This window comes from Streptomyces sp. NPDC002788, assembly GCF_053592115.1.
Genome location: NZ_JBSFVB010000002.1, coordinates 615,998 through 642,127 on the forward strand (window position 1 = coordinate 615,998; position 26,130 = coordinate 642,127).

The window sequence follows — 26,130 nt, forward strand, 5'->3', positions numbered from 1 at the left end:
GCGTGCGCGTCCCCGGTCCGCCCGGACACCGTTTGGGCGCGTACTTCCGGGCTACCCGAGCGGGGAACCGGCTCGCGAGGAGAGCCGGTTGGGCCGAGAACCCGGAAGGCATTCATGTCCACTGGCCTGATCATCGCTCTGATCGTGATCGCGGCGGTCGTCGTCATCATCGCGGCCGTCATGACCCTGCGCGCCCGCGGGCCTCGGCGCGGCCCGAGCCTGAAGCGGCGCTTCGGACCCGAGTACGACCGGGTCGTCGCCCGGCACGACGGTGACACCAAGGCCGCCGAGCGCGAGCTGACCGAGCGCCTCCACCGCCACGGCGACCTGCGCGAGCGGTCCCTGGAACCGGCACAGCGCGAGCAGTTCGAGGCGCGCTGGACGGCCGCCCAGGAGCGGTTCGTCGACTCGCCGCGCGAAGCCGTCGCCGAGGCGGACCGGCTGATCGCCGAGCTCGCCGGCGCCCGGGGCTTCCCGGACGGCGGGCAGTACGAGGAACAACTCGCCGCGTTGTCCGTGCACCACGCCCACCACGTGGACGGCTACCGGCGCGTGCACCGTGCGGCGCACCTGCGCGCCGAGGACGCCCGTGACGGCGGCCAGGGCACGGAAGACATGCGCGAGGCCATGGTGGCGGCCCGCGCCCTGTTCGACGAGTTGGTGCGGCCGGCCCGCCACGACGGCGGCGGCCACCCGGAGGCACGGCGCGAGGACGGACGCCACGACGGACGGCACCGCGCCGGACTGAACGGCGGCCGCAAGGCTCAGGCCCGCGGCGGACACACCCCGTGGGCGCTCCACCGACGTCAGGCCAAGGAGAGTTGAGGGATGACCGACATGACCCGACCGCCCGGCGACCACACGCCGACCACCCCGGACGCCCGCGGCGAGAGTGCCCTGGGCACCGGCCACGGCACGACACCGGGCAGGGACCGCGGCGACCTGCACGGCATCGACGCGCACCGCGGTGACCCCCGCGCCACCGACGCGGACCGGGCCGCCGCGCACGGCACCGCCGCGCACGGCACACAGGCGGCACGCGGCGACGCGTACGGCAACGGCACCGGGACGGACCGCGCCACCGGCGCCTCCGCCGCTCACCGGGGAGAGCCCGGCACCTCGAAGGCCGGCACCGCCGGTTCCCACCTCCTCCCGCACGACGAGTCCGACAAGCTCGGCGCGCAGTTGCAGCACGCCGTCGCCGGGTTCGTCGACGGGCCCAGGGCCGCCGTCGAGGAGGCCGATCACGTGCTGGAGGAGATAGCGGCCCGCTTCACCGAGGCCGTGACGCGGCACCGCCGCTCCCTGCGCCAGTCCTGGCAGTCGGTCGAGGGCGGCGAGGGCAAGCCGGTGTCGTCCGCCGACACCGAGCAACTCCGCCTGGCCCTGAAGGCCTACCGGCAGCTCGGGGAACGGCTGCTGCACGTGTGACCCGGGTGCACAGCCCGGTCAGTGATCCGCCCGGCGCTCCCGCCACTGCCGTACGACGTCCTCGACGTCGTACGGCTTCTTTCCCAGCGGGGGGCCGGGCGGCGGTTTGAACATCATGGCGCGGATCTTGTCGTTGATCTCGCCGATGATCTTCCGGACGATCCGCTCGGAGGGGGCCGCCCAGGCGGCCTCCAGCGCGTCCTCCGCCTCCTTGCGCAGCGCCAGCGCGGGAGGAAGCACGGAGAGGCCCTCACGGGCCATCTTCCGCTTGACCCACCACAGTTCGTCGTACGTGCTCTCCACGTCGCTCGGGAGCGGCCGGCCCGCCCCCGGCAGCCGGTCGAACTCCCCGCGGGCCTCCGCGTCACGGATCTGTCTGTCGACCCAGGACCCGAAGTCGACGCCGGGTGGCTTTCGCTCGGTCATGAGGCCATTGTGCCGGACACCGCGCAGTCGGGCGTTCTATCATGCGGCGGGCTCACAGGCCCGTTCAGGCCGTCTCAGGAGGAGCGCACGTGCTCGAACTCACCATGGCCGCCGTCGCCGCGGCGGAGGAGGGTGCCACGGCCGGCATGCTCATGGCCGACGCGCCCAGCGAGCCGGGCGCCGTGCTGCGGGTGGGCCGTGACAAGTCCGTGTGCCGGCTCGGCACGCCGGACGACTGGCTGTTCGTCTCGCGTGTCCACCTGGAGTTCCTGTGCGGGCCGGAGGGCACCTGGCAGGTGACCTGGCTGCGCGGCTCCCAGCCCGATCCGTCCTCCGAAGTCCGGCTGACCGTCGGGGAGCACGCCCAGCCCCTCGCCTACGGTGGCACCGTCCCGCTGCCCAGGGGCGGCAGCGGCGAGATCGTCATCCAGGACCGCACCGCCCCGCGCAGCGTCAACGTGGGCTTCTACCACGAGGTGTGACAGCCGCGGCTCACGCCAGTACCCGGGCCAGAGCGAATCCGTCGTAGCCCTTCGTGCCGACCGTCTGGATGGCCGTCCCGCTCAACCTCGGATGCCGGCCGATCAGTTCGATCGCGGCACGGGTCCCCACCACGTCACCCGCCGTGCTGTCCGCGTCGGTCACGCGGCCGCCGCGGACCACGTTGTCGAGGACGATCAGGCTGCCCGTGCTGGCGAGCTTGATCGCCCACTCCACGTAGTGCGGGTTGTTCGCCTTGTCGGCGTCGATGAAGACCAGGTCGAACGGGGGCGGGTTCTCGTCGGCCAGCTTGGGCAGCGACTCCAGGGCAGGGCCCACCCGCACCTCGACGAGCTTGTCCAGGCCGGCGCGGGCGATGTTGCGGACGGCGACCTCGGCGTGCCGGGGGTCGTACTCGAGGGAGATCAGCCGTCCGTCGGCGGGCAGGGCGCGGCCCAGCCAGATGGTGCTGTAGCCGCCGAGCGTGCCGATCTCCAGGATGTGGCGGGCGCCCTGGATCTGGGCGAGAAGCTGCAGGAGTTTGCCCTGGTTCGCGGCGACGCTGATGTGCGGAAGCCCGGCGGCGTCGCTGTCCCGCAGGGCGGCCGCCAGGGCTTCGTCGTCCGGGGCGAGGTGGGCGGTGAAGTAGGCGTCGACCTCGTCCCAGACGTGCGACTCGCTCATACACCTCTACCTTTCGTACGCATAGTTAGCATCCCTAACTAGTGGCGGTGACGAAGATAGTTGGTGCGGCGGTCGCCGGCAGTGGGTTTTCACCCGGCGTGTCGATCCGCCACCGAGGGGGCCGAACCGGGCAGCGGGCGTCCCGCCGACTCGGCCATGCGCCACACCGCGAAACCGCCGATCACGGCCGCGGCCATCATGTAGTACGCGGGCATCATCATGTTCCCGGTCGCGCCGATCAGGGCCGTGACCACCAGCGGGGTCGTGCCGCCGAACAGGGACACCGAGATGTTGAAGCCGATGGACAGCGAGCCGTAGCGGACCTTCGTCGGGAACAGCGCCGGGAGCGCCGAGGGCATGGCGGCCGTGAAGCAGACCAGCAGCAGGCCGAGGGCGCCCATGCCGAGCGCGACCGCGAGCAGGCTGCCCTGGCGGATCAGCAGCAGGGCCGGGACGGACAGCAGCAGGAAGCCCGCGCAGCCGGTGGCGATCACCGGGCGGCGGCCGACGCGGTCGGTCAGCGCGCCGGCGAACGGCTGGACGATCATCATCAGCGCCATCACGCCGAGGACGACGAGCAGGCCGTGCGTCTCGTCGTAGTGGAGCTCACTGGTCAGGTAGCTCGGCATGTACGACAGCAGCATGTAGTCGGTGACGTTGAAGACCAGCACCAGGCCGACGCAGAGCAGCAGCGCGCGCCACTGGCCGGTGACCATCTCGCGCAGCGGCACCTTGGGGCGGTCGTTCTCGGCCTTCTCGACCTCGGCCGCGAACGCCGGGGTCTCCTCCAGGCGCAGCCGCAGGTAAAGGCCGATGATGCCCATCGGTCCCGCGATCAGGAACGGGATGCGCCAGCCCCAGGAGGTCAGGTCGTCGGCGGAGAGCAGGGCGGTCATCAGTGTGACCAGGCCCGCGCCGCCGATGTAGCCGGCGAGGGTGCCGAACTCCAGCCAGCTGCCGAGGAAGCCGCGCCGCTTGTCGGGGGCGTACTCGGCGATGAACGTGGCGGCACCCGCGTACTCGCCGCCGGTGGAGAAGCCCTGCACGAGGCGGGCCACGAGGAGCAGGATCGGCGCGCCGACACCGATCGTCGCGTACGACGGGATCAGACCGATCGCGAAGGTGCCCGCGGCCATCATGATCATGGTGAGCGCGAGGACCTTCTGGCGGCCGACGCGGTCGCCGAGCGGGCCGAAGACCATGCCGCCGAGGGGGCGGACCAGGAAGGCCGCGGCGAAGGCGCCGAACGTGGAGAGCAGCTGCGCGGTGGCGTTGCCCGAGGGGAAGAAGACCTTGCCCAGCGTGACCGCGATGTAGCTGTAGACACCGAAGTCGAACCATTCCATGGCGTTGCCCAGCGCGGCCGCCTTCACGGCGCGCTTGACGAGCGCGGGGTCGGTGACGGTGGGGTCGGGGGCCTTCGCGGTGCGGGTCTTCATGAGGGACGGGGCGGTGACGACTGAGGCAGTCGACAAGACTCGCTCGCCTACCTTTCGACGGGGACAGGGACGCGGTCCCGCGCGGCGGCGCTGTCGTACGGGCCGAAAAAGCGACGATAGGCGGATTTGGTCCGCTTACGCGTGGTACGCCTTTCGTTGCACAGTGCACGTAAACCGTGGCTGTACTGGTGCGTCTGCCCGGCCTGAAGCGGTTCCTATGCCGTCTTCATGTGATCCTTATCGCTTCCGCACCGAGCAACCACGCCTCCTGCGCACTATCGTCTTCCGGGCAAAAGAAGGACGGACGTCAGGTGAATCGGGGGTGTCCCGCGTTCTCTTCCCCGGGGCCGTGCGAGCCCTCTAGGGTTTCGCGGAGGGAATTCCGGCATCCGGGATATGTGGGATGAACTGGGGTGGGAGGCCTACGAGGCGTGGCTAATGCGGATCACAGCGGACGACCGGCGGGCGGCTTCGGAGCGACAGCCGTCGGGGGAACACAGCCACGCCTGCGCGTCGCCCGCCTCGGGCTGTGGCTGGTCGCCGCCCTCCTGGCCGCACGGCAGGTGGCCGTCGTCCTGAGCACCCCGCGCGGCGAGCGGCTGACGGACCTGGAGACCTGGGTCGGGCCGAACGGCGTCCTGCATGTGAACGGCTCGCTCTACGACTCGACCCGCTTCACCGGCACGCCTTTCGGCGGCCTCGCCCTCAAACCCCTCACCCGTTCGGCCGAACAGGCCCTCGGCTGGGGCTGGACCTTCGGCACACTGCTGCTCGTCGTGGCCCTGGGCCTGATCGCCGCCCGTGCCCTCCCCCAGCCGGTCAGCCGCCGCACGGCACTGCTGGCCGCCCCCGTCGCCATCAGCCTGCTCATGCTGTCCCTGCCGGTCCGCAACACCCTGTGGCTCGGCCAGACCAGCATCATCCCGGTCCTGCTCGTCCTGCTGGGCTGCTTCGTCGCGCACGGCCAGCGCATCAGCGGTCTGCTCATCGGTGTCGCGGCCGCGCTCCAGCCCACCCTGCTGCTGTTCACGCCCCTGCTGTGGTTCACCGGCCGCAGAAGCGCCGCGCTGTCCGCCGGGATCACCTTCGCCGCCTGCACCGGGCTGGCCTGGGCTGCGATGCCGCACGACTCCTACCGCTACTGGGTCCACCACATGGCGGGCGTCGGCCTCGGCGGCCCGGCCGACGACCTCGCCAACCAGTCCCTGCACGGCGCCCTCCTCAGACTCGGCCTGAACGGCCCCCTGGAGGTCGCGCTCTTCCTCTCGCTCGGCGCCGCCGTCACCGTCCTCGCTCTGCGCCGGGCCGTGCGCTACTTCCGCGACGGCCAGCTGCTGCTCGCCGTCGCCGTCACCGGCTGCGCCGCGATCGTCGTCTCGCCCACGGCCTGGCAGCACCAGCTGCTGTGGGTGCTGCTCGCGGTCGTCGGCCGGGCCGGCAGGAACGCCTCCGACCGGTACGTGTGGCCGGTCGCCGTCGTCCTGGTCATGACCCTCCCGGCCAGGATGATGCTGCCGGACATGCCGGCGATGGACCCCCTGCGCACCAACCTCGTCCTGCTGGCCGCCCTCGCCGCCGCCACCGCCGTGCCGTTCCTGTCCCGCGCCTCGCCGTACTACCAGTCGCCGACACCGGCCCAGTACGCGCCCGTCGTCCCGGCCCGCTTCGAGCGGGTGCCGCTGGTGCCGTTCCTGCGCCGGGTCCTCACCCGGCCGAACCTCCTCCTCGAAGTGCTCCTCATCCGGGTCACCTACGCCGCCTACTCCAAGGTCAGGCTCGCGGCCACCGGGGGCGGCAACTCGGCCGGCCGGGCGGAGGCCGAGGCCAACGGCATGCAGATCCACGACCTCGAGCGCGCCCTGCACCTCGACATCGAGCACTGGGTCAACCACACCGTCGTCAGGATCGACTGGCTGCGCGGGTTCTTCGACTTCTACTACGAGTCGTTCCACTTCATCGTGCCGCTGACCGTCCTGGCGGTGCTGTACTGGCGCCGCCCCGCCGACTACCGCTGGGCCCGCTCCGCCCTGGGCTTCGCCACCCTGCTCGCCCTGGTCGGCTTCTGGCTCTACCCGCTGGCCCCGCCGCGGCTGATGCCGACGCTCGGCTTCATCGACACCGTGCACGGCGTCCAGGACTTCTCCAAGCCCGACTACGGCACGCTCACGGCCCTCACCAACCAGTACGCGGCCATGCCGTCCCTGCACTTCGGCTGGTCGCTGTGGTGCGGTGTCGTGATCGCCGTCCTGGCGCGCCGCTGGTGGGTGAGGGCCCTGGGTCTGCTCCATCCGCTGTTCACGGCCGCCGCGATCGTCGCCACGGCCAACCACTGGGTGCTCGACGCGGCCGGGGGAGCGGCCGTGGTCGGCGCGGGCCTCGGCCTCACCTACCTGCTCCAGGGGCCCCGGGCGCGCACGGTGGCGGCGGCCGCCGAGCTCAGCAGCGAGAGTGCGGATCTACGGAAGGACCGTACTCCGAGCTGATCCGGTACTCACCGGCGGCGATGACGCTCAGACGCGTGAACTCGCCGTCGCGGCTGAGGCAGCCCCCGTCGCTGCGCAACCACGGCGAATAGGCGATCCGTACCGTCACCGCGCCCGGGCGCGAGACCTTCAGGACCAGTTCGGCGGGGGACGCGCGGACGACGGAGCCGGGCGCCGAGACGAGCGGTACGGCGTCGCGCACCCGGTACACCTTCCAGTTCGCGTCCCGCCAGGCGGGCTCCAGCCAGTCGGGCCGCCGCTCGCGTATCAGCCGGACCTCCTCCTTCGCGTACCCGTCCGGTCTGGCCGCCGGCAGCGCGACGAAGCCGACCGCCCAGCGATCCAGCCAGGCCCGGTACGTGGCGGCGGAGAACGTGCCGTCGTAGAAGAGGCGGGCGCGTTCCACGTCGAGCTGGCGGTTCCAGCCGCGGGCCAGGTTGACATGCGGGCCCAGCAGGGAGGCCTCGCGGTGGTTGCGGGCGGGGACGACCTCGACGCGGGCGCGGCCGGCGCCGAGCCTGTCCAGGGCCCGGAGGACCCCCTCGGTTTCGGCGGCCCAGGCCGGCACGACGGCCGACGCCTTCAGATCGTCGGCGGTCTTCTTGCCGACCCAGGAGACGGACAGGACGAGTGCGGCGACGAGCAGAGCGCGCCGGAGCCGGGCCGTCCCGGGCCGGGACAGCAGGGCCGCGAGGAGCACGGCCGGGGCGAACAGCGCGGCGAACCGCTCGACGTTCGTCCCGACCGGGGAGGCGATGAGGTACGCCAGGACCGTGCCGGCCGCGTACACGACCCCGCTCCAGCGGGCGGTCCGCCAGTGACGCGGCGCCAGTGCGGCGACGGCGAGAGCGAGGACGGCGGGCGGCCAGATGCGTGACGCCGGCATCGGCTGCTCGCCGTGGAACGGGAAGAGGTAGGTGGTCAGAAAGACCACCGCGGCGGGCGGCACCAGCAGCGCGCCTGCCCGGGCCACCTCCCGCGTGAGCAGGAACCCCGCCCCCGCGACGGCGAGGAACAGCCCGGCGACCGGGGAGGCCATGGTGGTCAGGGCGGCGTAGGCGGCGGCGAGCACGATGCGCTTCTCGCGGGTGAGCAGCACGCAGGAGGCGAGTCCGAAGGCCACGCCGAGCGCGAACGTCGTCCGCCCCGAGGCGACGTTGCACCACAGGGCGAGGGAGGTGAGCAGGGCCGGGCCGAGCGGCTTGAGGGCGCCGGTACGCCGGATCAGCACCGCGGCGAGCCAGGAGGCGGCCAGCCCGGACACCACGGTGACCGTACGGACACCCAGCAAGGCCATCAAGTACGGCGATATCAGGCTGTAGTTGGCGGTGTGCATCCCGCCGTACCAGAACAGGTTGTACGCGGACCCGCCATGCTGCGAGACGAACCCCGCCCAGGCGTGCTGAGCGGCAAGGTCGCCGCCGCCGGTGGCGAGGAACAGCCACCAGGCCGCGTAGAGCGGGGTCACGGGGAGCGTGGCGAGCAGGGGAACGCGGTGACGTTCGTACAGCGTGCGGAGGGGGTGATTCCGCGGTGGGGACGGGTGGGTAGCCCGCTGGGCTTGGGTGCGTTCGGCTGAGACCACGGACTCGAAGACGTGGAAACGGGCCGAGACGTTCAGTCCCCGCGGGAGACGGCCACGTCGCTGCCGCACTCGAACCACACGGTCTTGCCGCCCCCCGACCACAGCGACACGCCCCACTTGTCGACCATCGCGTCGAGCAGGAGCAGGCCTCTGCCGTTCTCGGACTCGTCGTCCAACGAGTCCGGGGTGCGCGGCAGTTCGTCGCTGCCGTCCGTGACCTCCACCCGTACCCCGGTGCGCTGCCGCAACAACAGCAGCGCGCAGCGCCGGTCCGGGACGTGCCGTACGACGTTGGCCAGCAGCTCGGTCACGCCCAGTTCGACCGCGTCCGACAGCTCGGGCATGCCCCACTCGCCGAGGAACGAGCGGACGATACGCCGGATGTGCCGGGGGGGCGTGCGAGCCGACGGTGAGGCGCGTCGCGTACCGGGCGGGAATGTATTCGTTCATGAGACGAGGCTGACGTGCGGTGACTACCCTCGGCTACGGAACGGATACAACCGGTCCCGTGGTGGGCCGAGTTGCGTGAGAGGGGCTTCTGCCGTGACCCTACTAGGTCCGGCCGCATGCGGGGCGGACAGGCGACGCGTGACCGGGCCTTGTGCCTACGGCCTCGCCTCGTACATGACGTGGGTCACGTGGGCTGCCTCACTCGCGTGGCGTCACCGCGGCGCCTCGAACGTGACCGGCGCCTCGAAGGCCGCCCGGCGCGTGGCGCGGCGCAGCGCCCTGAGGACCGCGGGGCCGAGTGCGAGGGTCAGGACGACCGTGACGACGGCCCGGCCCAGGTCCCAGCCGAGCGAGGTGGCCACGCAGTACGCGAAGAAGCGGGCCAGGTTCGTGGCGACCGGCGCGTGGGGATCGAAGGCGACGTTCGAGGCGAGGGCGCTCATGAAGGGCCAGCCGGCCATGTTCATGATCGTGCCGTAGGCGAAGGCGGCGAGGAAGCCGTAGCCGGCGAGCATCGCGAGTTCGGTCCGGCCGCGCAGCCGGTTGGGACCGGGCAGCAGGCCCGCGCCCATCGCGAACCAGCCCATCGCCAGCATCTGGAACGGCAGCCACGGTCCGACCCCGCCCGTGAGCAGGGCGGACGCGAACATCGTCACCGAGCCGAGGACGAACCCGAAGCCCGGGCCGAGGACCCGGCCGCTCAGCACCATCAGGAAGAACATCGGCTCGATACCGGCAGTACCGGCGCCGATCGGCCGCAGGGCCGCACCCGTCGCGGCCAGCACGCCCAGCATCGCGACCGCCTTCGGACCCAGCCCGGACTCCGAGATCGCCGCGCCCACGACCGCCACGAGCAGCACCAGCAGCCCCGCGAAGAGCCAGGGGGCGTCCTGCGCGTGCGCGCTGAGCCCCGAGGTGGGCGGCGCGAGGAAGGGCCAGCCGAAACCGGCGACACCGACCGCGCTGACCAGCGCCAGCGCGGCGAGGGAGCGGGGGCCGAGACGGACGGCCCGGGCCTGCCTCTGGGGGGCGCTCCGGGTGGCCATCAGCCGGCCTCGTGGAGAGCCGCGCGGACCTGGGAGACCGTGAGCCAGTGCTGCGGGGCCAGGATCTTGGTCACTTGCGGGGCGAAGGACGGCGAGGAGACCACGACGTCCGCCGTCGGTCCGTCCGCGATCACCTCGCCCTCGGCGAGCAGCACCACCCGGTGGGCGATCTCGGCCGCCAGCTCCACGTCGTGCGTGGCCAGCACGATGGCGTGCCCCTCGGCGGCCAGCCCGCGCAGCACCCCGACCAGCCGGGCCTTCGCCGCGTAGTCCAGGCCACGGGTCGGCTCGTCCAGCAGGAGCAGCGGGGGCCGGGCCGTGAGGACCACGGCCAGGGCGAGGGCGAGCCGCTGTCCCTCCGAGAGGTCCCGGGGGTGGGTGTCGTCGCTGACGCCCGGGAGCAGCTCGGAGACCAGGGCCCGGCACGTACCGGGGTCCGCGCCCGCGTCCTGGTCGGCCGCCGCGCACTCGGCTGCGACGGTGTCGGCGCAGAGCAGATCACGCGGCTCCTGCGGGACCAGGCCGACCTTGCGGACGAGGTCCTTCGGTGCCGTGCGGTGCGGGACCGCGTCACCGACCCGGACCGTTCCCGCGCCGGGTGCGACCAGGCCCACCAGGGAGCCGAGCAGGGTGGACTTCCCGGCGCCGTTGCGGCCCATCAGGGCGATCGTCTCGCCGGGGGTGACGGTGAGGTCGACGTGGCCCAGGGCTTGGATTCGGGCGCGGGTGACGGAGAGGGCTTGTACTTCGGCCGCGTGCGGGGCTGTCGGGGTGGGTCGGGCGGTGCGCCGGCGTGGGAACCAGGGGCGGTGGGGCGTGGGGGCGCCCTCAGGCTCGGGGGGTGCGGAGGGCCGGCGACCGCGAGGGGTGTGTGGCTGGTCGCGCCCACGCGGCGGTAGCCGCACATCGATGACAGCCCCGCGCCCCTTGGGGTCGATGCCGTCCCGCACCTCGAGTTGTCGGCGCAGGTCCGCCGCCCGCCGCCTGGCGTCCCGAACCGTCAGGGGCAGCGGGGACCAGCCCGCCAGACGGCCGAGGCCCACCACCGGCGGGTACACCGGGGACACGGCCATCACCTCGGCCGGGGGGCCCAGCACCGGGGGCGCGCCCGGGCCCGGCAGGAGGACGACCTGGTCGGCGTACTGGATGACCCGTTCCAGCCGGTGCTCGGCCAGGAGGACCGTCGTGCCGAGGTCGTGCACGAGCCGCTGCAGCACCGCCAGCACCTCCTCCGCGGCGGCCGGGTCGAGCGCGGAGGTCGGCTCGTCCAGGACGAGGACGCTCGGGTGCGGCGTGAGGACCGAGCCGATCGCGACCCGCTGCTGCTGGCCGCCGGACAGGGTGGCGATCGGGCGGGCGCGCAGATCCGTGAGTCCGAGCAGGTCGAGCGTCTCCTCGACGCGGCGGCGCATCACGTCCGGGGCGAGGCCCAGCGACTCCATGCCGTAGGCGAGTTCGTCCTCGACGGTGTCGGTGACGAAGTGGGAGAGCGGGTCCTGGCCGACCGTGCCCACCACGTCGGCGAGTTCGCGCGGCTTGTGCGTGCGGGTGTCGCGGCCGGCGACCGTGACCCGGCCGCGCAGGGTGCCGCCCGTGAAGTGCGGCACGAGCCCGCTGACCGCGCCCAGGACGGTCGACTTGCCGACCCCCGACGGGCCTGCCAGCAGCACGAGTTCGCCTTCCGGGACCTCGAAGTCGATGCCCTGGACGGTGGGTTCGGCGGCCCCGTCGTACGTCACGGAGACGTCCTCGAAACGGATCACGAAGACTCCTTGGGGTCGGGGGCGACGAACGCGGGCAGCAGGCCGAGGAGGACGGCAGCGGCCGGCCAGAGGGGGAGCGCGGGTGCGACGAGCGGGACCACGCCGGGATGCAGGGCCGCGGGATCGCGGACGGAGGCGAGGGTGAGGAGTGCCGCGACCGCCACACCCGAGGCGACGACCAGCCAGGCGCGCCCGTCCCAGCGGTCCGGGCGGTAGCGGGTGCGCAGGGAGCGGCGGCCGCCGATCCTCAGACCCGCCAGGGCGGCGGCGAGGCCGGCGAGCAGGACGGGCACGCCGTAGCCGGCGCCCTCGGCGGTGAGCAGCCCGTACGTTCCGGCGCACACGCCGAGCAGGCCGCCGAGGGTGAGGGCGGCGGTGGTACGGCGTACGGCGGCGGGGACCTGCGCGGTACGGCCGTAGCCGCGGGCGTCCATCGCGGCGGCGAGGGAGACGGAGCGCTCCAGGGCGCCCTCCAGGACCGGGAGGCCCACGTGCAGCAGGCCCCGGACGCCCTTGTCCGGACGGCCGCGCAGCCGGCGGGCGGCGCGCAGGCGCTGGACGTCGGCGATGAGGTTCGGGGCGAAGGTGAGGGCGACGACGACCGCCACGCCCATCTCGTAGAGCGCGCCCGGAAGGGACTTGAGGAGGCGGGAGGGGTTGGCGAGGGCGTTCGCGGCGCCGACGCAGACGAGGAGAGTGGCCAGTTTCAGGCCGTCGTACAGCGCGAAGGCGAGGGCCTCCGCGGTGACCTCGCCGCCGAGGCGGATGCCCTGCGCCCGGGCGGGGAGGCCCACTTCGGGGAGGGTGAACAGGGTGTGCGTGCCGGGGATGGGGGAGCCGAGGACCGTCGCGAAGAGGAGGCGGATGAGCAGCACGGCGAGGGCGAGTTTGACGAAGGCGCCGTAGGAGCGGGACCAGGGGGTGTCCGGGCGGCGGGTCGCCACGACGTAGGCCGAGACCGTGATGAGGAGGGTGAGGAGGAGGGGGTTGGTGGTGCGGGTGGCCGCGGTGCCGAGGGACAGTGCCCAGAGCCACCAGGCGCCGGGGTGGAGAGGTGCCGGGTGTGGGTGCCGGGGGCGGGGGGTTCGCGCGACCCGGCGCAGCGGGGTGCCGCTAGGACTGGCCACGGTCACGCCGTCGCACCTGCCAGGTCGCTGCCGCGCCCAGGACCGCCACCGCGGCGATTCCCGCCCACAGGCCCAGCGACGGGCCGTTGTCCGCTGCGTCCTTCTCGGTCGCGGTCGGCGTCTGCCTCTTCGACACCTGCTCTCCGCAGCCCTTCTCCGGATAGCCGGAGATGGCACACAGGAGGGCGTTGGTGTCGTAGCGCAGCGGCTTGGCCACTGCCGCCAGGGCGTCCGCCGTCGTCGCCTCGGTGGGGACCTGCGCGCAGGCCGTTCTCGCGGCGGGTGGACTCTCGCCCTCGACGGCGTCCGCCTTCGTGCCGAAGTCGAGGACCAGGGCCACCCGCTTCCTGCCGTCCTGCGCGGGCGTCTTCGCGCAGAGCGCCTTGAAGTCGGCGTTGCCGCGCGGTCGGGCCGCGTCCCCGGAGTCCTCGCTCACCGCGAAGCGGAAGCCCTGGACGTCGCCGTCCGAGGGGCGGGTCGTGGACGGGCCCTGGGTGGCGTAGACCCAGCGGTCCGCGTCACGCTCCCAGAACGACCAGTAGCGGTAGCCGGCGGCCTGGGCCTGGCCCGCCCCCGCGAGGAGCAGGAGCGAGGCCAGGAGGAGGAGAACGGCCCGGCGGATCACAGCTGCTGCTGCTTCCGGCGGCCGCTGAACAGGAAGCCGATGCCGACTCCGGCGACGAGGCAGACACCGACGTACCACCAGACACCGAACACCGAGTCCGAGTCCTTCTTCTCGTCCTTCGCGTCCGCCGCGCCGGTCTTCCCGGCGGTCTGCGGGGCGGGGCCCGTCGCGTTGAGTTGCTTCACCAGGTCCGCGCCGCCGAAGTCGCGCGGGTTCGTGCCCGTCGCGTGTGCGGCGAAGATCAGCTGTGCGTAGGCGGCCGGACCGTTCTGCGCGGCCCAGGCCGCGGAGTTCTTCTCCAGCCACCGCACGGACTTCTCCGCCTGCCCGGTGTCGCCCCGCGCGGCGAGCGCGACCACCGCGTCGGCGGTGTTGCCGAAGTCGGGCTGGGGCTCGGCGCCGGCCAGGGCGGACATCAGGTGCCCGTCGTCCTTGGCCAGGGCGGCGATGAGATAGGCGGCCCCGTTGGCCGCCGCCTGCTCCGGCGTCCCGGCCTTCGCGCAGGTCGCGTCCGACTTCTCGCCAGGCCGCACCACCATGCCCTTGCCCAGCGCGCCCAGCACACCGGCCGCCGTGGCGTCCGCGTTGGCGACGAGCTCGCCCTTCTTGTCCGGCTGGAACGCGAAGGCACCGTCGCCGTCCCCGCCGCACGGCAGGGCGAGCTTCAGCAGGGCGTCGTAGGGCGACTTGCCGCCCTTCTCGACCTGGTCCGGCTCCTCGCCCGCGGCGGTGAGCGCGCCGATGACGACGGACGTCGAGTTGGTGTCGCTGGCGCCGCCGGGCGAATAGCCCCAGCCGCCGTCCTTGTTCTGGACGGACTTCAGCCAGCCGACGGCCTTGCCGGTGACGTCGTCGTGCCCGCCGAACGCGGTGAGGGCCTGCACCGCGGCGGACGTGGCGTTGGTGTCGAGCATGGTCCTGGCGTCGCACGCGGTGGTCGGGTCGGCGCGGTACGAGGCGAACCCGCCGTCCGCGCACTGCTGGCGCACCAGCCACCGCACGGACTTCGCCGCCGGCTTCACACCCACCGTGTCCTGCGCCAGCAGCGCGAGGGACTGGCGCCAGACACCGTCGAACTTCGGGTCCTTGTCTCCGTACAGGGCGGAGGGGAACGCCTGGGACGGCGAGGGGGACGGGTCGGCGGCGGCCGGGGTGGCGGCGCCGATCACGGCGACGGCGGCCAGGACCGCGGCGCTGCGGCGGACGTTCATGATCGGCGGGTGCCTCTCCCTGTGGGGGAGCCGGGCAGCACGGGACACCCCGGCGGCTCGGCTCCGTATACCTCGACGGTGCCGTGCGCCGGCGGACTGCCGGGCACGTGAGCCGGTCACGAACCGTACGGGGCGATCCGGCTCACCGCCTCGGCGGCGGTTCACGGTTGCGGGTCAGCGCCGGAATTGCACCGGCTTCCCCCCGTACGGGTGTGATGACGACCTGCTTACTGTACCCGCACGTAAGAAACCGGCCGAGGGTACCGGGTGGGGCGGTATAGCTTCGGCCCATGCCGACGAGACCGCCAGGGAGACTGCTCGGCTCGGGCCGCCGCGCCGACGTGTACGGGATCGACGAGGCGTGGGTGCTGCGCCGCGAGCGGGACGGCGGGGGCGACGCGGCGGCCGAGGGCGCGGTGATGGCCCATGTGCACGCGCACGGCTACCCGGTGCCCCGGGTCCGCCCGTCCGGATCGCGCACCGACCTGGTGATGGAGCGGCTCTCCGGCCCGACCATGCTCCAGGCCTGTCTGACGGGGAGGCTGGACGCGGCGGAGGCCGGTTCGGTCCTCGCCCGGCTGCTGCGCGACCTCCACGCCGTCCCGGCCCTGCGCTCCACCGACCCGGCCGTCCGCGTCCTCCACCTGGACCTGCACCCGGAGAACGTGATCCTCACGCCCGACGGCCCCCGCGTCATCGACTGGTCCGACGCCGCCGAGGGCGACCCGGGCCTGGACTGGGCGGCGACCGCGGTGATCCTCGCCCAGGCCGCCGTCGCCGGCGACGCCCTCCGCGCACCCGCCGGCGCCATGCTGGCCGCCCTCCTCGCCGGCCCGTCCCCTCTCACGCGACCGGCCCTGACCGAGGCCCTGCGCCGCCGGGGCGCCAACCCGACGATGAGTGAGACGGAAGCCGAACTCCTGGCCTTGGCCGAGGAGTTGATCCTCTCCAGGGTGCGGACAGGCTAACGTGGGCCTCTCCGACCACACGCAGGAGCGTCCATGACCGACCAGGTGGAGAACGCCGAGCAGGAGCCGTTCCCCAAGATCGACACCTCGGTGCCGCACTCGGCCCGGATCTGGAACTACTGGCTGGGCGGAAAGGACAACTACGAAGTCGACCGTGTGGCCGGTGACGCGTTCCGCGCGATCTTCCCCGGTATCGAGACCGGGGCCCGCGCCGCCCGCTACTTCCTCGCCCGCGCCGTGCGCCACCTGGCCGCCGAGGAGGGCATCCGCCAGTTCCTGGACATCGGCACCGGGCTGCCCAACGTCGACAACACCCACCAGATCGCCCAGCGGGTGGCCCCGGAGAGCCGGATCGTCTACGTCGACAACGACCCGCTGGTCCTGGCCCACGCCCGCGCGCTGCTCACCAGCACACCGGAAGGCGTCACCCATTACGTCGACGCCGACCTGCGCGAGCCGGGCACGATCATCCGGGAGGCCGGCAAGACGCTGGACTTCGAGAAGCCGGTCGCCCTCATGCTGATGGGCATCCTGGGCCACATCGAGGACCACGACGAGGCCCGCTCGATCGTGCGGCGGCTGGTGGACGCCCTGCCCTCCGGCAGCTACCTCGTGCAGTACGACTCCACCGACACCAGCGAGGACTACGTCAGGGCCATCCAGCAGTACAACGACGGCGGTTCGATCCCGTACATCCTGCGCAGCCCCGAGCAGATCGAGCGCTACTTCGACGGTCTGGAACTGCTCGAACCGGGCGTGGCCTCCTGCTCGCGCTGGCGTCCCGACGCGGCGGCCCTGGACCTGCCCGCGGAGGTGCACCAGTACGGCGGCGTCGCCCTGAAACGCTGACGCCGCCTCAGGTCTCCTGAAGGATCCGGTGGAGGACGGTCGGAGTCTCGTCCGGCGGCTCGGCTTCGACCAGTCGCCGGAGCCGGGCGCCCAACGCCAGCCGCGGCACCATGGGCCCGGCCGACCGGTCGTCCAGGGCCTCGCTGCCGGTCGTGGTTCGTGCGGCCTCTTCGGTGCCCATGGGCATCTCTCCCGGTGCGAGCGTTGCGTCCGGCCATCCTGGGGGGCGCTGCGTGACGCCAAGTGCCTTATGACGCAGGCGCGTTCCGAAGCGGGGCGGGGCCGCCGAAGGGTAGGTGGAGAGTCCGTGAGGCGAGCAGCCAGGTGCCGTCGACCCTGTGGAGCGTGTCCTCGTAGTGGCCGGCCTGAACCGGCGGCCCGGCCGGGATGACGCCGCCCTCGTAGCCGTCGACGCGGTACGTCGTGAAGTACGAGACCGCCTCGGCCGTGTCCGGGGACGCGACCGTCACCAGGACGTTGGACATCATGCGGCGGGACAGCCGGTCGGCCGGCCGGGAGCCGAAGTACGTGCGCAGGGCGTCACGCCCCTGGACCAGCCGACCGTCCTCCGGCCACCGCCAGACGCCGTCCTCGGTGAACAACCCGGCGACGGAGGAGGGTTCGCCGAGGTCGAGCCGGTGGACGAAGTCGATGATCAGGCGCTCGCAGGCGCGTTCGGCGAGGAGGCGTTCGATGGGGTCCATGGCCGTTGCCTAGCACCCCGGCGACATGTTCTCCGCCGGGTTTGCCATCCCCTTACGCCGCACGTACCTCACGGGCTCGCTCCCCGGCACCGCATCCGCCCGGCCGAGTTCGACCAGGCGGCGCGCATGGGCCTCGGCCTCCGGGACGGCGATGGTGCGGGAGCCGTGCGGGATCTGGTCCCAGGGGCGGTTCCACTCCACGCGTTCGGCGAGCTGCCAGGGGGTGAGGGGTTCGGCGAGGAGGCTGAGCGGGGCGGTGAGGAGAATCTCTCGGTGGGCGATCGCCGGCACGTCGAGGTCGACCGCTGCCTGTGCAGCGGCTCCGCCCGGTGCGCGCACCACGCGCCGGACGGCTTCGGTCCGGACTCCGCCCGACCGTCGTGTCCGGCCGCCTCGGACACGGACGCGAACTAGCGGGTGCCGGAGGCGGCGGAGAGCTGCCCGGTGGAGGCGATCGTGATCACGCTCGGGGACGGCGGGGAGCCGGTGTTCCGGCCCGGGGAGGAGCGCCTGAGGATTATCTTCGTGCTGCCAGGAAAATCACGGTTGCGGGGGTTTCATTCCGGTGTGGGCGTTCTATGCTGGACGTAGGCCTACGAGGCGAGTGAGGGAGTCCGACCGGAGTAGCCGACGTCGGCAGGAGGCTGCGGCTTCCGCTGGTGCCGACTGCGACGGTAGGGCTGAGAGGCCGGAAGGACGCCGGGCCGGAACCCGGCGACCGGAAGGCGACCCCCATCACCTGATCCGGACCATACCGGCGAAGGGAACCCGTCTCGTAGGTCCTCGGTGTGTCAGGGGTGTTCCGGGGCGGTCAGGTCGATCAGACGGCACACCGTCTCGATGTCGATCTTGACCTGGGCGATGGAGGCGCGGCCCGAGAGCCAGGTGATCAGCGCCGAATGCCAGGTGTGCTCGATGACCCGGACCGCCGAGAGCTGCTCCTGGGTCGGGTGCTCCCGGCCCATCGCGTCCAGGATGATCGCCGTCGTCTGGCGGGAGACCTGGTCGACCTCCGGGCTCACGCTGCGGTCGGCGAACGTCAGCGCGCGGACCATCGCGTCGGCCAGCTGCGGCTCGCGCTGCAGGGCGCGGAAGGCCCGCATCAGCGTCTCGGCGACCCGCTCGGCCGCGGTCTCGCCCTGCGGGGGCTTCTTGCGCAGCGTGCCGTGCATGTGCTCCAACTGGTCCTGCATCGTGGCGACCAGCAGATGGATCTTGGAGGGGAAGTAGCGGTAGAGGGTGCCGAGCGCCACCTGTGAGGACTCCGCGACCTCGCGCATCTGCACGGCGTCGAAACCGCCCCGGCCGGCCAGCTGCGCGCTCGCGTGCAGGATGCGGCGGCGGCGGGCTTCCTGCCGCTCCGTGAGGGGAGGGGACGGGGCCGCGGCTCCGGCCTCCACTCTGGCCACCTTGTTCACCTTGGCGCTCACCTTGGCTTCCGCGGGCATGTGTCGGTCCCGTTCCGTGACCGTCCGTGAGGACGAGTGATCACACAGCATGGCACGGAGCCTGCCGTGGCGTGAATCACCTGATCCACTGGTCACAGCGCCCCTACCTGCCGGTAGATTCGGAGCCTCCGAACGATCAAGTCTGAAACTTGTTCTAGATTAGCCTCCCGACGTAATCTCGCGGGAAAGTGCAGGGAGAAGGGGGCCGAGAGTGACCGCTGAGGCCAGGGAGGCCGGGGCCCCGGAGGGCCCCGCTGCCGACGGCTTGCGACCGCTCGACATCGCGCTCCTCACCTATAAAGGGAACCCGTTCTGCGGCGGCCAGGGCGTCTACGTCCGGCACCTCTCGCGCGAACTGGCCCGCCTCGGCCACCGGGTCGAGGTCATCGGCGCCCAGCCGTACCCCGTCCTCGACGAGGGCTACGACGGGCTGAGCCTCACCGAGCTGCCCAGCCTCGACCTGTACCGCCAGCCGGACCCCTTCCGCACGCCCGGGCGCGGCGAGTACCGCGACTGGATCGACGCGCTCGAGGTCGGGACGATGTGGACCGGCGGTTTCCCCGAACCGCTGACGTTCTCGCTGCGCGCCCGCCGTCATCTGCGGGCCCGTCGCGGCGAGTTCGACGTCGTGCACGACAACCAGACTCTCGGCTACGGCCTGCTGGGCGACATCGGCGCGCCCCTGGTGACCACGATCCACCACCCCATCACCGTGGACCGGCAGTTGGAGCTGGACGCGGCGGACGGGTGGCAGCGGCGCCTCTCGGTGCGGCGCTGGTACGCCTTCACGCGCATGCAGAAGCGCGTCGCGCGGCGGCTGCCGTCCGTGCTCACCGTCTCCGGCACGTCCCGCCAGGAGATCATCGACCATCTCGGCGTCCGGCAGGACCGGATCCACGTGGTCCACATCGGCGCCGACACCGACCTGTTCTCGCCGGATCCGTCCGTGCCGGTCGTGCCGGGCCGGATCGTGACGACGTCCAGCGCGGACGTGCCGCTGAAGGGCCTGGTCCATCTGGTCGAGGCGCTGGCGAAGGTACGTACCGAGCACCCGGGAGCCCACCTCGTCGTCGTCGGCAAGCGACCGGCCGAGGGGCCCGTCGCCCAGGCGATGGAACGGTACGGGCTCGACGGCGCCGTCGAGTTCGTCAAGGGCATCTCCGACGCCGAACTCGTCGACCTCGTGCGCTCGGCTCAGGTCGCGTGCGTGCCGTCGCTCTACGAGGGCTTCTCGCTTCCGGCCGCCGAGGCCATGGCGACCGGGACACCGCTGCTCGCCACGACCGGCGGGGCCATCCCCGAGGTCGCCGGCCGCGACGGGGAGACGTGCCTGGCGGTCCCGCCGGGCGACGCGGGCGCGCTGGCCGCCGGGCTCGGACGGCTGCTGGGCGACGCGCAGTTGCGTGCGCGGCTCGGAGCGGCCGGGCGGGAGCGGGTGCTGCGGCACTTCACCTGGGCCAGGGCCGCGGAAGGAACGGTGGCGCGGTACCGCGAGGCGATCGACCGGGCCGGGGGCGACACCGCCCGCTCCACGCGGAGCACCGCGCCCCTGACGCCGGGCCGTTCGGCCGCCTCGACGAGGACTGGGCCGGCAGGGCCGACGGGTGCCCTGTCCCTGGCTTCGGCGGGTGGCGCGCCCCGCGCCTCGACGGGGGCCGGGGCGACCGGTTCGGCGGGTGCCGCCTCCCTGATCGCCGCCGGCACCGGTTCCGCGGCTTCGGCGACTGCCGGCGTCAGGGCTTCGGCGGGTGGCGCGTCCGCGGTCCCCGCCGCTGGCGGCTCCGCGGCCTCGGCGGGTGGCGAACCCGCAGCCCCGGCAGGTGCTGGATCCCCAGCGCCGACAGATGTAGAAGGCGTCAACTCCGAAAGCAGGGCCACGTGCTGACCGTCGACTTCTCCCGGTTCCCGCTCGCCCCGGGCGACCGCGTCCTGGACCTCGGCTGCGGTGCCGGCCGGCACGCGTTCGAGTGCTACCGGCGCGGCGCGCAGGTCGTGGCACTGGACCAGAACGCCGAGGAGATCGCCGAGGTCGCGAAGTGGTTCGCGGCCATGAAGGAGGCCGGCGAGGCCCCCGAGGGCGCCACCGCCACGGCGATGGAGGGCGACGCCCTCGCCCTGCCCTTCCCCGACGAGTCCTTCGACGTCGTGATCATCTCCGAGGTCATGGAGCACATCCCGGACGACAAGGGCGTCCTCGCGGAGATGGTGCGGGTGCTGAAGCCCGGCGGGCGCATCGCCGTCACCGTGCCGCGCTACGGCCCCGAGAAGGTCTGCTGGACCCTGTCCGACGCCTACCACGAGGTCGAGGGCGGCCACATCCGCATCTACAGGGCCGACGAGCTGCTGCGGAAGATCCGCGAGGCCGGACTCGAGCCGTACGGCACGCACCACGCGCACGCCCTGCACTCGCCCTACTGGTGGCTGAAGTGCGCGTTCGGCGTCGACAACGACAAGGCGCTGCCGGTACGGGCGTACCACAAGCTGCTGGTCTGGGACATCATGAAGAAGCCGCTGGCCACCCGGGTCGCCGAACAGGCGCTGAACCCGCTGATCGGAAAGAGCTTCGTGGCGTACGCGACGAAGCCGCACCTGCCTCAGGTGGACGCCAAGTGACGACTTCCCGGACGGAACATCTGGTGTTGCCCGGGGTCCTCACCGCCGGGCAGGCCGCCGCCACCGTCGCCGGCATCCTCGCCGTGCAGCGCGAGGACGGCGCGATCCCCTGGTTCCGGGGGCACCACCTCGACCCGTGGGACCACGTCGAGGCGGCCATGGCCCTCGACGCGGCCGGTGAGCACGAGGCCGCCGAGCGGGCCTACCTGTGGCTGGCCCGGCACCAGAACGAGGACGGCTCCTGGTACGCGGCGTACGCGGACGGGGAGTTCGCCGACGTCACCGACCGGGGCCGGGAGACCAACTTCGTCGCCTACATAGCCGTCGGCGTCTGGCACCACTACCTCTCCACGGGCGACGACACGTTCCTGGAGCGGTTGTGGCCGGCGGTGTACGCGGCGGTGGAGTTCGTGCTCCGCCTGCAGCAGCCGGGCGGGCAGATCGGCTGGCGGCGCGACGACGACGGCACGGAGACGGCCGACGCCCTGCTGACGGGGTGCTCCTCGATCCACCACGCGTTGCGCTGCGCGCTGGCCATCGCCGAGCAGCGGGAAGAGGCGCAACCGGACTGGGAGTTGGCGGCGGGCGCCCTGCGACACGCGATACGGCACCACCCCGAGCGGTTCCTGGACAAGAACCGGTACTCGATGGACTGGTACTACCCCGTGCTGGGCGGCGCGTTGACCGGTGCCGAGGCCAAGGCGCGTATCGAGGAGGGCTGGGACCGGTTCGTCGTCCCCGGGTCGGGCGTGCGGTGTGTGGTTCCCAACCCGTGGGTGACGGGGGGTGAGTCCGCGGAACTCGCGCTCGCGTTGTGGGCGATGGGAGAGTCGGACCGGGCGCTGGAGATCCTGCAGTCGATCCAGCACCTGCGCGATCCGGAGACCGGGCTGTACTGGACCGGGTACGTCTTCGACGACAAGGCGATCTGGCCGCGCGAGCTCACGACGTGGACGGCCGGGTCGTTGCTGCTCGCCGTTGCCGCGCTCGGCGGGCATGAGGCGACCTGCGCCGTGTTCGGCGGGGAGCAGCTGCCCCTGGGGCTGGAAGCGGACTGCTGCGACTGACGTTGCGTCGACGGGCGCGGGCCGCGCATGGTTCGTCGTGCCCACGCGGCCGAGCCGCATGTCGACACAGTCCCGCGCCCCTGACGGAAGATTCCTGGAGGCGTCTTCAGTGCCGGTGTACTCGGTTGGCGATGGCGTGGCCCACGAACAGGTACACCACTGCCGCCAAGCCGTAACCGGCGACCACTCGGGCCCACGCCTCGTCGAACGTGAACAGGTCGTGGGACCAACCCGCCAGCCAGCGGGCCGCGTCGTGGATGAACTGGACGAAGTCGTTGCCCTGGTTGGCGTCCAGCAGGTACATCAGGATCCACAGGCCCAGAATGAGAGCCATGATGTCGGCGACGACCGCGATGATCGTGCCGGCTTGATTCGCGCCGTTGCGATATCGAGGGGACATGACCTCCGTGTTGCCCTTGAACTCTGAATCAAACCCGGAATTCGCTCAGGAGTTCAACTCGGCGAGGACGCGCGGGGTGTGAGGGTCGGCGCCGAGCGCGAGCGGGTCCGTCCCCGGACCCTTGCGCCACGACTCCGGCCGCTCCACTGTGCGTTCGCGGGCTCCCGGCGCGGGCTGTACGGCAACGGCCCCCCACCCGGGTGGGTGAGGGGCCGTAAGGGGTCCTTGCACTAGGAGCGTCGAGGGCTCAGCCGCGCTGGATGCCCGACGTGTCCTGGAGAACGCCGCGGCGGCCGTCCTGCGTCTGGGCGACCAGGGCCTGGCCGCGCTGCTCGACGGCCAGGTACCAGGTTCCCGGGGCGAGTTCGGCGATCGGCGCCGGGGAGCCGTCCTCGGCGAACAGCGGGCGCGGCACCGGCACCGCGAACCAGAACGGCGAGAAGTCCGCGGCCGGGGGCTGCGGCTGGGCCTGCGCCTGCTGCGGCTGGCCGCCGAACGGCTGTCCCGGCTGCGGGTGGCCGTAGCCGCCGGGCTGCTGCGCGCCCGGGTAGCCGTAGCCACCGGGGGGCTGGGCGCCGTAGGGCTGCGGGGCGGCCGGGCGGGGAGCCGGCAGGAGGGCGCCCTTGAGGGCCGGGACGAGGGGGGTGGCGAGGGCGGCGGCGGCCATCAGCAGCGTGGCGACGAGGGCGAGGATCAGACCGATGCCGGCGTCCGGACCGTTCGAGGAGGTACCGAAGTTGTTGTTGGCGCTCGCCGGGTCGAAGATGTTGCCGAGGGCGCTCCACGCGGCGAAGACCGTGAGCGCGGCGCCGACCTGGCCGAGTTCGAGACCGGCGACCTTCGGGGCCTGCGTCAGACCGCGGCCGACGACGACGAGCGCGGCGCCGATGAGGCCCGCCAGTACAACGCCCATCAGAACCGGGCCGCTGCCCCACAGGCTGGGCATCTCCAGGCCCTCCGGAGCACCGTCGGACGAGTAAAAGTCGAGAAACGACGCGATGAACAGCAACACCGCTGCTCCGATCACCACGCCGTCGCCTCGAGTGAGGGAGCGGATATTCACTTCAGGTCCTTCGTAGGTCGTCTCATCGTCAATAGAGGCGTCGCTGTCACCATGTCGCCGTCAGGTTCCGGTGTGAAGCGCGGGGGTGACCCCTCATCGTAAGAGGGACCCTATCGGTCGCCCGATCAGGGTGTCCGCCGGGATCAGCCGGTCCGGAACTACCCGCGCAGGAAACTCACGATTCCCTCAGAGATCCCTTGCGCCGCCTTCTGCCGCCACGCGCCACTGGTGAGCAGCGCCGCGTCCTTGCTATCGCGCATGTTGCCGCACTCGATGAACACCTTGGGCACCTTTGACAGATTGAGACCGCCCAGGTCCTCACGCGTGACGAGACCGCTGCCGTCGCCGATGTAGTTGGACGGAGCGCTGCCGGTGACGGCCACGAAGCGGCCCGCGATGTGCTCGCCCAGGTCGCGGGAGGGGGCGACGATCGCCCGGGTGTCCGCGGCGCCCGAATCGACCGCGCCGGGCAGGATGACGTGGAAGCCGCGGTTGCCGGCGCCCGAGCCGTCGGCGTGGATCGAGACGACGGCGTCGGCCTTCGCCGCGTTGCCGATCCGGGCCCGCTCGTCCACGCACGGCCCGTACGGCCGGTCCCCGTCCTGGGTCAGCTTCACCGTGGCGCCCTGCTCTTCGAGGAGCGTGCGCATGCGGTGCGCCACGTCCAGGGTGAACCTGGCCTCGGTGTAACCGTCGTTGGTGGACGTGCCCGTGGTGTCGCACTCCTTCCAGTTCGTCCCGATGTTCACCTTGCGGTTGATCTCAGAGGCGTGCTGGAAGTTGCTCGGGTTGTGCCCCGGGTCGATGACGACGACCTTCCCCTTGAGCGGGCCGGACGCGGCGGGCGCCGAGCTGGAAGGCGCGTCGGAGGGCGTCGGGGAGACGCTCGGTTCCTTGGCGTCGTCGGGGGGCGCGCTCGACGCGGCGGGCGGGGAGGACCGTACGGTCGCCTGCCCCTGGTCTCCGCCGTTCCCCGAGCCGCCCACCGTCTCGTACACCAGCCAGCCGAGCAGCGCCCCCGGCACCAGCGCCGCGAGCGCGACGGTCAGGGGGCCGCGGCGGGAGCGGCGGGGCTGGGGAGGTTCGAAGTCCGGTCCTACGTACGACACGCCTGCCACCCTAGGCCCTGAGCGGGGTGCTACGGACCGAGGACGACCCGATGGGTGGCGGCGGCTACCCCGCGTTGCCGCCGTCGTCCCCGTGCCGTACCGCTTCCTTCACGCGCGCCTCGATCTCCTGGCGCGGGGTGTCCTCCTGCTTCGCGTACGCGGTCACCGCCGCCTGGACGTCCCGGGCGAGGTCGCGCCAGGCGCGCCAAGCCGTCTCCCAGGTGGTGGTCTGCTGGTCGCTCCACTGGGTCCGGGTGGGCGGCCCGTACACGTCCTGCAGGTGACGTACGCGGGCGTACGCCTCGTCCGCCGCGCGCTGCTTCTCCACGAGCTCTGCGAAGGTGTGTGCCACGCGCCCGGATCCTTGGGCAGTGGCGGTCGCCCGCCGACTCGCCACGCCGCCCGTGGGCCGACCGGGAGGGGATGCGGGGGGCGCAGTTCACCCGCCCAGCCGTTCCGTCAGACGCCCGGCCCCGTGCGCCGCAGGACCCGCAGCGAGTCCGTCGCCGAGACCTCGGTGAACGCGCCGGAGGCCAGGGCCCGGAGGTACACGCGGTACGGCGCCTGGCCGGTGAACTCGTCCTCCGGGTCGGGGAAGACGTCGTGGATGACGAGCAGACCGCCCTCGGCGACGTGCGGGGCCCAGCCCTCGTAGTCGGCTGTGGCGTGCTCGTCGGTGTGGCCGCCGTCGATGAAGACGAGACCGAGAGGGGTCTGCCAGATCGCCGCGATCTGCGGGGAGCGGCCGACCAGGGCCACCACGTGGTCCTCCAGGCCGGCCCGGTGCAGGGTGCGGCGGAACGTGGGCAGCGTGTCCATCAACCCGATCTCGGGGTCGACCGTCTCGGGGTCGTGGTACTCCCAGCCCGGCTGCTGCTCCTCGCTGCCGCGGTGGTGGTCGACGGTGAGCGCGCCGACCCCGGCCTCCCGGGCCGCGTCGGCGAGCAGGATCGTGGACCGCCCGCAGTAGGTGCCGACCTCCAGCAGCGGCAGCCCCAGCCGCCCGGCCTCCACCGCCGCCGCGTACAGCGCCAGCCCCTCGCCGACGGGCATGAACCCCTTCGCCGCCTCGAAGGCGGCCAGGATCTCGGGCTTCGGGGCCGCGGGCATGGGGTTCCTCTCGGTCGTACGACGGTCCGGGCGCCCATCGTGCCGTACC

The 26,130-nt window shown here is 72.5% G+C and carries 27 protein-coding genes and 2 pseudogenes; 10 read left to right on the forward strand and 19 right to left on the reverse strand.

Features of this window, described 5'->3' with window-relative positions:
- Positions 1-114 precede the first annotated feature (114 nt).
- Both ACWD1U_RS06060 and ACWD1U_RS06065 read left to right on the forward strand, forming a co-directional pair.
- Positions 115-825 (forward strand): hypothetical protein, encoded by a 711-nt coding sequence (locus ACWD1U_RS06060; RefSeq protein ID WP_451104825.1) that lies wholly within the window; start codon positions 115-117, stop codon positions 823-825.
- Between the two features lie 3 nt (positions 826-828).
- Positions 829-1,431, forward strand: coding sequence for a hypothetical protein (locus tag ACWD1U_RS06065; RefSeq protein ID WP_451104827.1), 603 nt, complete (start codon positions 829-831; stop codon positions 1,429-1,431).
- An 18-nt stretch (positions 1,432-1,449) separates the two neighbouring features.
- On the opposite strand, the gene ACWD1U_RS06070 is transcribed toward ACWD1U_RS06065, so the two are convergent.
- Positions 1,450-1,857, reverse strand: a complete 408-nt coding sequence (locus tag ACWD1U_RS06070; RefSeq protein WP_451104829.1) for a DnaJ family domain-containing protein — start codon at positions 1,855-1,857, stop codon at positions 1,450-1,452.
- Positions 1,858-1,946: 89 nt separating this feature from the next.
- On the opposite strand from ACWD1U_RS06070, the gene ACWD1U_RS06075 reads away from it, so the two are divergent.
- The gene (locus tag ACWD1U_RS06075) at positions 1,947-2,339 is read left to right on the forward strand and encodes a hypothetical protein (RefSeq protein ID WP_451104831.1); all 393 of its coding nucleotides are present in this window, start codon (positions 1,947-1,949) and stop codon (positions 2,337-2,339) included.
- A gap of 10 nt (positions 2,340-2,349) precedes the next feature.
- Here the strand turns inward: ACWD1U_RS06075 and ACWD1U_RS06080 are convergent, their stop codons facing one another.
- Both ACWD1U_RS06080 and proP read right to left on the reverse strand, forming a co-directional pair.
- Positions 2,350-3,021: an O-methyltransferase gene (locus tag ACWD1U_RS06080; protein ID WP_451104833.1), complete on the reverse strand. Its 672-nt coding sequence runs from the start codon at positions 3,019-3,021 to the stop codon at positions 2,350-2,352.
- Positions 3,022-3,110: 89 nt separating this feature from the next.
- Positions 3,111-4,496: a glycine betaine/L-proline transporter ProP gene (gene proP, locus ACWD1U_RS06085; protein ID WP_451104835.1), complete on the reverse strand. Its 1,386-nt coding sequence runs from the start codon at positions 4,494-4,496 to the stop codon at positions 3,111-3,113.
- A 395-nt stretch (positions 4,497-4,891) separates the two neighbouring features.
- On the opposite strand from proP, the gene ACWD1U_RS06090 reads away from it, so the two are divergent.
- On the forward strand, positions 4,892-6,943 hold the full coding sequence (locus tag ACWD1U_RS06090; protein ID WP_451104836.1) for a bifunctional glycosyltransferase 87/phosphatase PAP2 family protein: 2,052 nt from the start codon (positions 4,892-4,894) through the stop codon (positions 6,941-6,943).
- On the opposite strand, the gene ACWD1U_RS06095 is transcribed toward ACWD1U_RS06090, so the two are convergent.
- The 7 genes from ACWD1U_RS06095 to ACWD1U_RS06125 form a co-directional block, all read right to left on the reverse strand.
- Positions 6,897-8,528, reverse strand: coding sequence for a hypothetical protein (locus ACWD1U_RS06095; protein WP_451105038.1), 1,632 nt, complete (start codon positions 8,526-8,528; stop codon positions 6,897-6,899). The genes ACWD1U_RS06090 and ACWD1U_RS06095 overlap by 47 nt on opposite strands.
- Positions 8,529-8,560: 32 nt before the next feature.
- Positions 8,561-8,872, reverse strand: a complete 312-nt coding sequence (locus tag ACWD1U_RS06100; RefSeq protein WP_451104838.1) for an ATP-binding protein — start codon at positions 8,870-8,872, stop codon at positions 8,561-8,563.
- 318 nt (positions 8,873-9,190) lie between these two features.
- The gene (locus ACWD1U_RS06105) at positions 9,191-10,024 is read right to left on the reverse strand and encodes an ECF transporter S component (RefSeq protein ID WP_451104839.1); all 834 of its coding nucleotides are present in this window, start codon (positions 10,022-10,024) and stop codon (positions 9,191-9,193) included.
- Entirely contained in the window at positions 10,024-11,787 is a 1,764-nt protein-coding gene (locus tag ACWD1U_RS06110) for an ABC transporter ATP-binding protein (protein ID WP_451104841.1), read from the reverse strand. The genes ACWD1U_RS06105 and ACWD1U_RS06110 overlap by 1 nt, the downstream gene beginning before the upstream one ends.
- Positions 11,784-12,890 (reverse strand): CbiQ family ECF transporter T component, encoded by a 1,107-nt coding sequence (locus ACWD1U_RS06115; protein WP_451105039.1) that lies wholly within the window; start codon positions 12,888-12,890, stop codon positions 11,784-11,786. Before ACWD1U_RS06115 ends, ACWD1U_RS06110 begins: the two co-directional genes overlap by 4 nt.
- Before the next feature lie 10 nt (positions 12,891-12,900).
- Complete coding sequence (locus ACWD1U_RS06120; RefSeq protein WP_451104842.1) at positions 12,901-13,539, reverse strand: SCO2322 family protein; 639 nt, start codon at positions 13,537-13,539, stop codon at positions 12,901-12,903.
- The gene (locus tag ACWD1U_RS06125; protein WP_451104844.1) at positions 13,536-14,750 is read right to left on the reverse strand and encodes a prenyltransferase/squalene oxidase repeat-containing protein; all 1,215 of its coding nucleotides are present in this window, start codon (positions 14,748-14,750) and stop codon (positions 13,536-13,538) included. Before ACWD1U_RS06125 ends, ACWD1U_RS06120 begins: the two co-directional genes overlap by 4 nt.
- Positions 14,751-15,040: 290 nt before the next feature.
- Here ACWD1U_RS06125 and ACWD1U_RS06130 point away from each other — a divergent pair, with 290 nt between their 5' ends.
- Positions 15,041-15,718, forward strand: coding sequence for a phosphotransferase (locus ACWD1U_RS06130; protein ID WP_451104845.1), 678 nt, complete (start codon positions 15,041-15,043; stop codon positions 15,716-15,718).
- A 33-nt stretch (positions 15,719-15,751) separates the two neighbouring features.
- A complete protein-coding gene (locus tag ACWD1U_RS06135) occupies positions 15,752-16,567 on the forward strand; it encodes an SAM-dependent methyltransferase (RefSeq protein WP_451104847.1) in 816 nt (271 codons plus the stop codon).
- A 7-nt stretch (positions 16,568-16,574) separates the two neighbouring features.
- Here ACWD1U_RS06135 and ACWD1U_RS06140 read toward each other — a convergent pair whose 3' ends face one another.
- The 3 genes and pseudogenes from ACWD1U_RS06140 to ACWD1U_RS06150 all read right to left on the reverse strand — a co-directional run.
- A complete protein-coding gene (locus ACWD1U_RS06140) occupies positions 16,575-16,748 on the reverse strand; it encodes a hypothetical protein (RefSeq protein ID WP_451104849.1) in 174 nt (57 codons plus the stop codon).
- Between the two features lie 67 nt (positions 16,749-16,815).
- Complete coding sequence (locus ACWD1U_RS06145) at positions 16,816-17,271, reverse strand: nuclear transport factor 2 family protein (RefSeq protein ID WP_451104851.1); 456 nt, start codon at positions 17,269-17,271, stop codon at positions 16,816-16,818.
- A 9-nt stretch (positions 17,272-17,280) separates the two neighbouring features.
- Positions 17,281-17,547: pseudogene (locus ACWD1U_RS06150) on the reverse strand (hypothetical protein); the annotation flags it as partial.
- Here ACWD1U_RS06150 and ACWD1U_RS06155 point away from each other — a divergent pair.
- Positions 17,545-17,775: pseudogene (locus ACWD1U_RS06155) on the forward strand (ferredoxin); the annotation flags it as partial. The pseudogenes ACWD1U_RS06150 and ACWD1U_RS06155 sit on opposite strands and share 3 nt — an antisense overlap.
- Positions 17,776-18,062: 287 nt before the next feature.
- On the opposite strand, the gene ACWD1U_RS06160 reads toward ACWD1U_RS06155, so the two are convergent.
- Positions 18,063-18,719 (reverse strand): TetR family transcriptional regulator, encoded by a 657-nt coding sequence (locus ACWD1U_RS06160; protein ID WP_451104852.1) that lies wholly within the window; start codon positions 18,717-18,719, stop codon positions 18,063-18,065.
- A 211-nt stretch (positions 18,720-18,930) separates the two neighbouring features.
- Here ACWD1U_RS06160 and ACWD1U_RS06165 point away from each other — a divergent pair, with 211 nt between their 5' ends.
- The 3 genes from ACWD1U_RS06165 to ACWD1U_RS06175 are packed head-to-tail and all read left to right on the forward strand — an operon-like array spanning position 18,931 to position 22,399.
- The gene (locus ACWD1U_RS06165) at positions 18,931-20,604 is read left to right on the forward strand and encodes a glycosyltransferase family 4 protein (RefSeq protein WP_451104854.1); all 1,674 of its coding nucleotides are present in this window, start codon (positions 18,931-18,933) and stop codon (positions 20,602-20,604) included.
- Positions 20,598-21,332, forward strand: coding sequence for a methyltransferase domain-containing protein (locus ACWD1U_RS06170; RefSeq protein ID WP_451104856.1), 735 nt, complete (start codon positions 20,598-20,600; stop codon positions 21,330-21,332). The genes ACWD1U_RS06165 and ACWD1U_RS06170 overlap by 7 nt, the downstream gene beginning before the upstream one ends.
- Entirely contained in the window at positions 21,329-22,399 is a 1,071-nt protein-coding gene (locus tag ACWD1U_RS06175; RefSeq protein WP_451104858.1) for a prenyltransferase, read from the forward strand. Before ACWD1U_RS06170 ends, ACWD1U_RS06175 begins: the two co-directional genes overlap by 4 nt.
- A 106-nt stretch (positions 22,400-22,505) precedes the next feature.
- Here the strand turns inward: ACWD1U_RS06175 and ACWD1U_RS06180 are convergent, their stop codons facing one another.
- The 5 genes from ACWD1U_RS06180 to ACWD1U_RS06200 all read right to left on the reverse strand — a co-directional run bounded on the left by ACWD1U_RS06180 (position 22,506) and on the right by ACWD1U_RS06200 (position 26,081).
- On the reverse strand, positions 22,506-22,799 hold the full coding sequence (locus ACWD1U_RS06180; protein WP_451104860.1) for a hypothetical protein: 294 nt from the start codon (positions 22,797-22,799) through the stop codon (positions 22,506-22,508).
- Positions 22,800-23,046: 247 nt separating this feature from the next.
- Positions 23,047-23,862: a hypothetical protein gene (locus ACWD1U_RS06185; protein ID WP_451104861.1), complete on the reverse strand. Its 816-nt coding sequence runs from the start codon at positions 23,860-23,862 to the stop codon at positions 23,047-23,049.
- A 158-nt stretch (positions 23,863-24,020) separates the two neighbouring features.
- Complete coding sequence (locus ACWD1U_RS06190; RefSeq protein WP_451104863.1) at positions 24,021-24,971, reverse strand: N-acetylmuramoyl-L-alanine amidase; 951 nt, start codon at positions 24,969-24,971, stop codon at positions 24,021-24,023.
- Between the two features lie 64 nt (positions 24,972-25,035).
- Positions 25,036-25,323 (reverse strand): hypothetical protein, encoded by a 288-nt coding sequence (locus ACWD1U_RS06195; protein ID WP_451104865.1) that lies wholly within the window; start codon positions 25,321-25,323, stop codon positions 25,036-25,038.
- Positions 25,324-25,430: 107 nt separating this feature from the next.
- On the reverse strand, positions 25,431-26,081 hold the full coding sequence (locus ACWD1U_RS06200) for a class I SAM-dependent methyltransferase (protein WP_451104867.1): 651 nt from the start codon (positions 26,079-26,081) through the stop codon (positions 25,431-25,433).
- Between the last annotated feature and the right edge of the window lie 49 nt (positions 26,082-26,130).

Coding starts and splice junctions, on each gene's coding strand:
- ACWD1U_RS06060 (WP_451104825.1), top strand. CDS start 115: ATGTCCACTGGCCTGATCATCGCTCTGATCGTGATCGCGGCGGTCGTC.
- ACWD1U_RS06065 (WP_451104827.1), top strand. CDS start 829: ATGACCGACATGACCCGACCGCCCGGCGACCACACGCCGACCACCCCG.
- ACWD1U_RS06070 (WP_451104829.1), bottom strand. CDS start 1,857: ATGACCGAGCGAAAGCCACCCGGCGTCGACTTCGGGTCCTGGGTCGAC.
- ACWD1U_RS06080 (WP_451104833.1), bottom strand. CDS start 3,021: ATGAGCGAGTCGCACGTCTGGGACGAGGTCGACGCCTACTTCACCGCC.
- ACWD1U_RS06100 (WP_451104838.1), bottom strand. CDS start 8,872: ATGCCCGAGCTGTCGGACGCGGTCGAACTGGGCGTGACCGAGCTGCTG.
- ACWD1U_RS06105 (WP_451104839.1), bottom strand. CDS start 10,024: ATGGCCACCCGGAGCGCCCCCCAGAGGCAGGCCCGGGCCGTCCGTCTC.
- ACWD1U_RS06125 (WP_451104844.1), bottom strand. CDS start 14,750: ATGAACGTCCGCCGCAGCGCCGCGGTCCTGGCCGCCGTCGCCGTGATC.
- ACWD1U_RS06130 (WP_451104845.1), top strand. CDS start 15,041: ATGCCGACGAGACCGCCAGGGAGACTGCTCGGCTCGGGCCGCCGCGCC.
- ACWD1U_RS06135 (WP_451104847.1), top strand. CDS start 15,752: ATGACCGACCAGGTGGAGAACGCCGAGCAGGAGCCGTTCCCCAAGATC.
- ACWD1U_RS06140 (WP_451104849.1), bottom strand. CDS start 16,748: ATGGGCACCGAAGAGGCCGCACGAACCACGACCGGCAGCGAGGCCCTG.
- ACWD1U_RS06145 (WP_451104851.1), bottom strand. CDS start 17,271: ATGGACCCCATCGAACGCCTCCTCGCCGAACGCGCCTGCGAGCGCCTG.
- ACWD1U_RS06160 (WP_451104852.1), bottom strand. CDS start 18,719: ATGCCCGCGGAAGCCAAGGTGAGCGCCAAGGTGAACAAGGTGGCCAGA.
- ACWD1U_RS06180 (WP_451104860.1), bottom strand. CDS start 22,799: ATGTCCCCTCGATATCGCAACGGCGCGAATCAAGCCGGCACGATCATC.
- ACWD1U_RS06200 (WP_451104867.1), bottom strand. CDS start 26,081: ATGCCCGCGGCCCCGAAGCCCGAGATCCTGGCCGCCTTCGAGGCGGCG.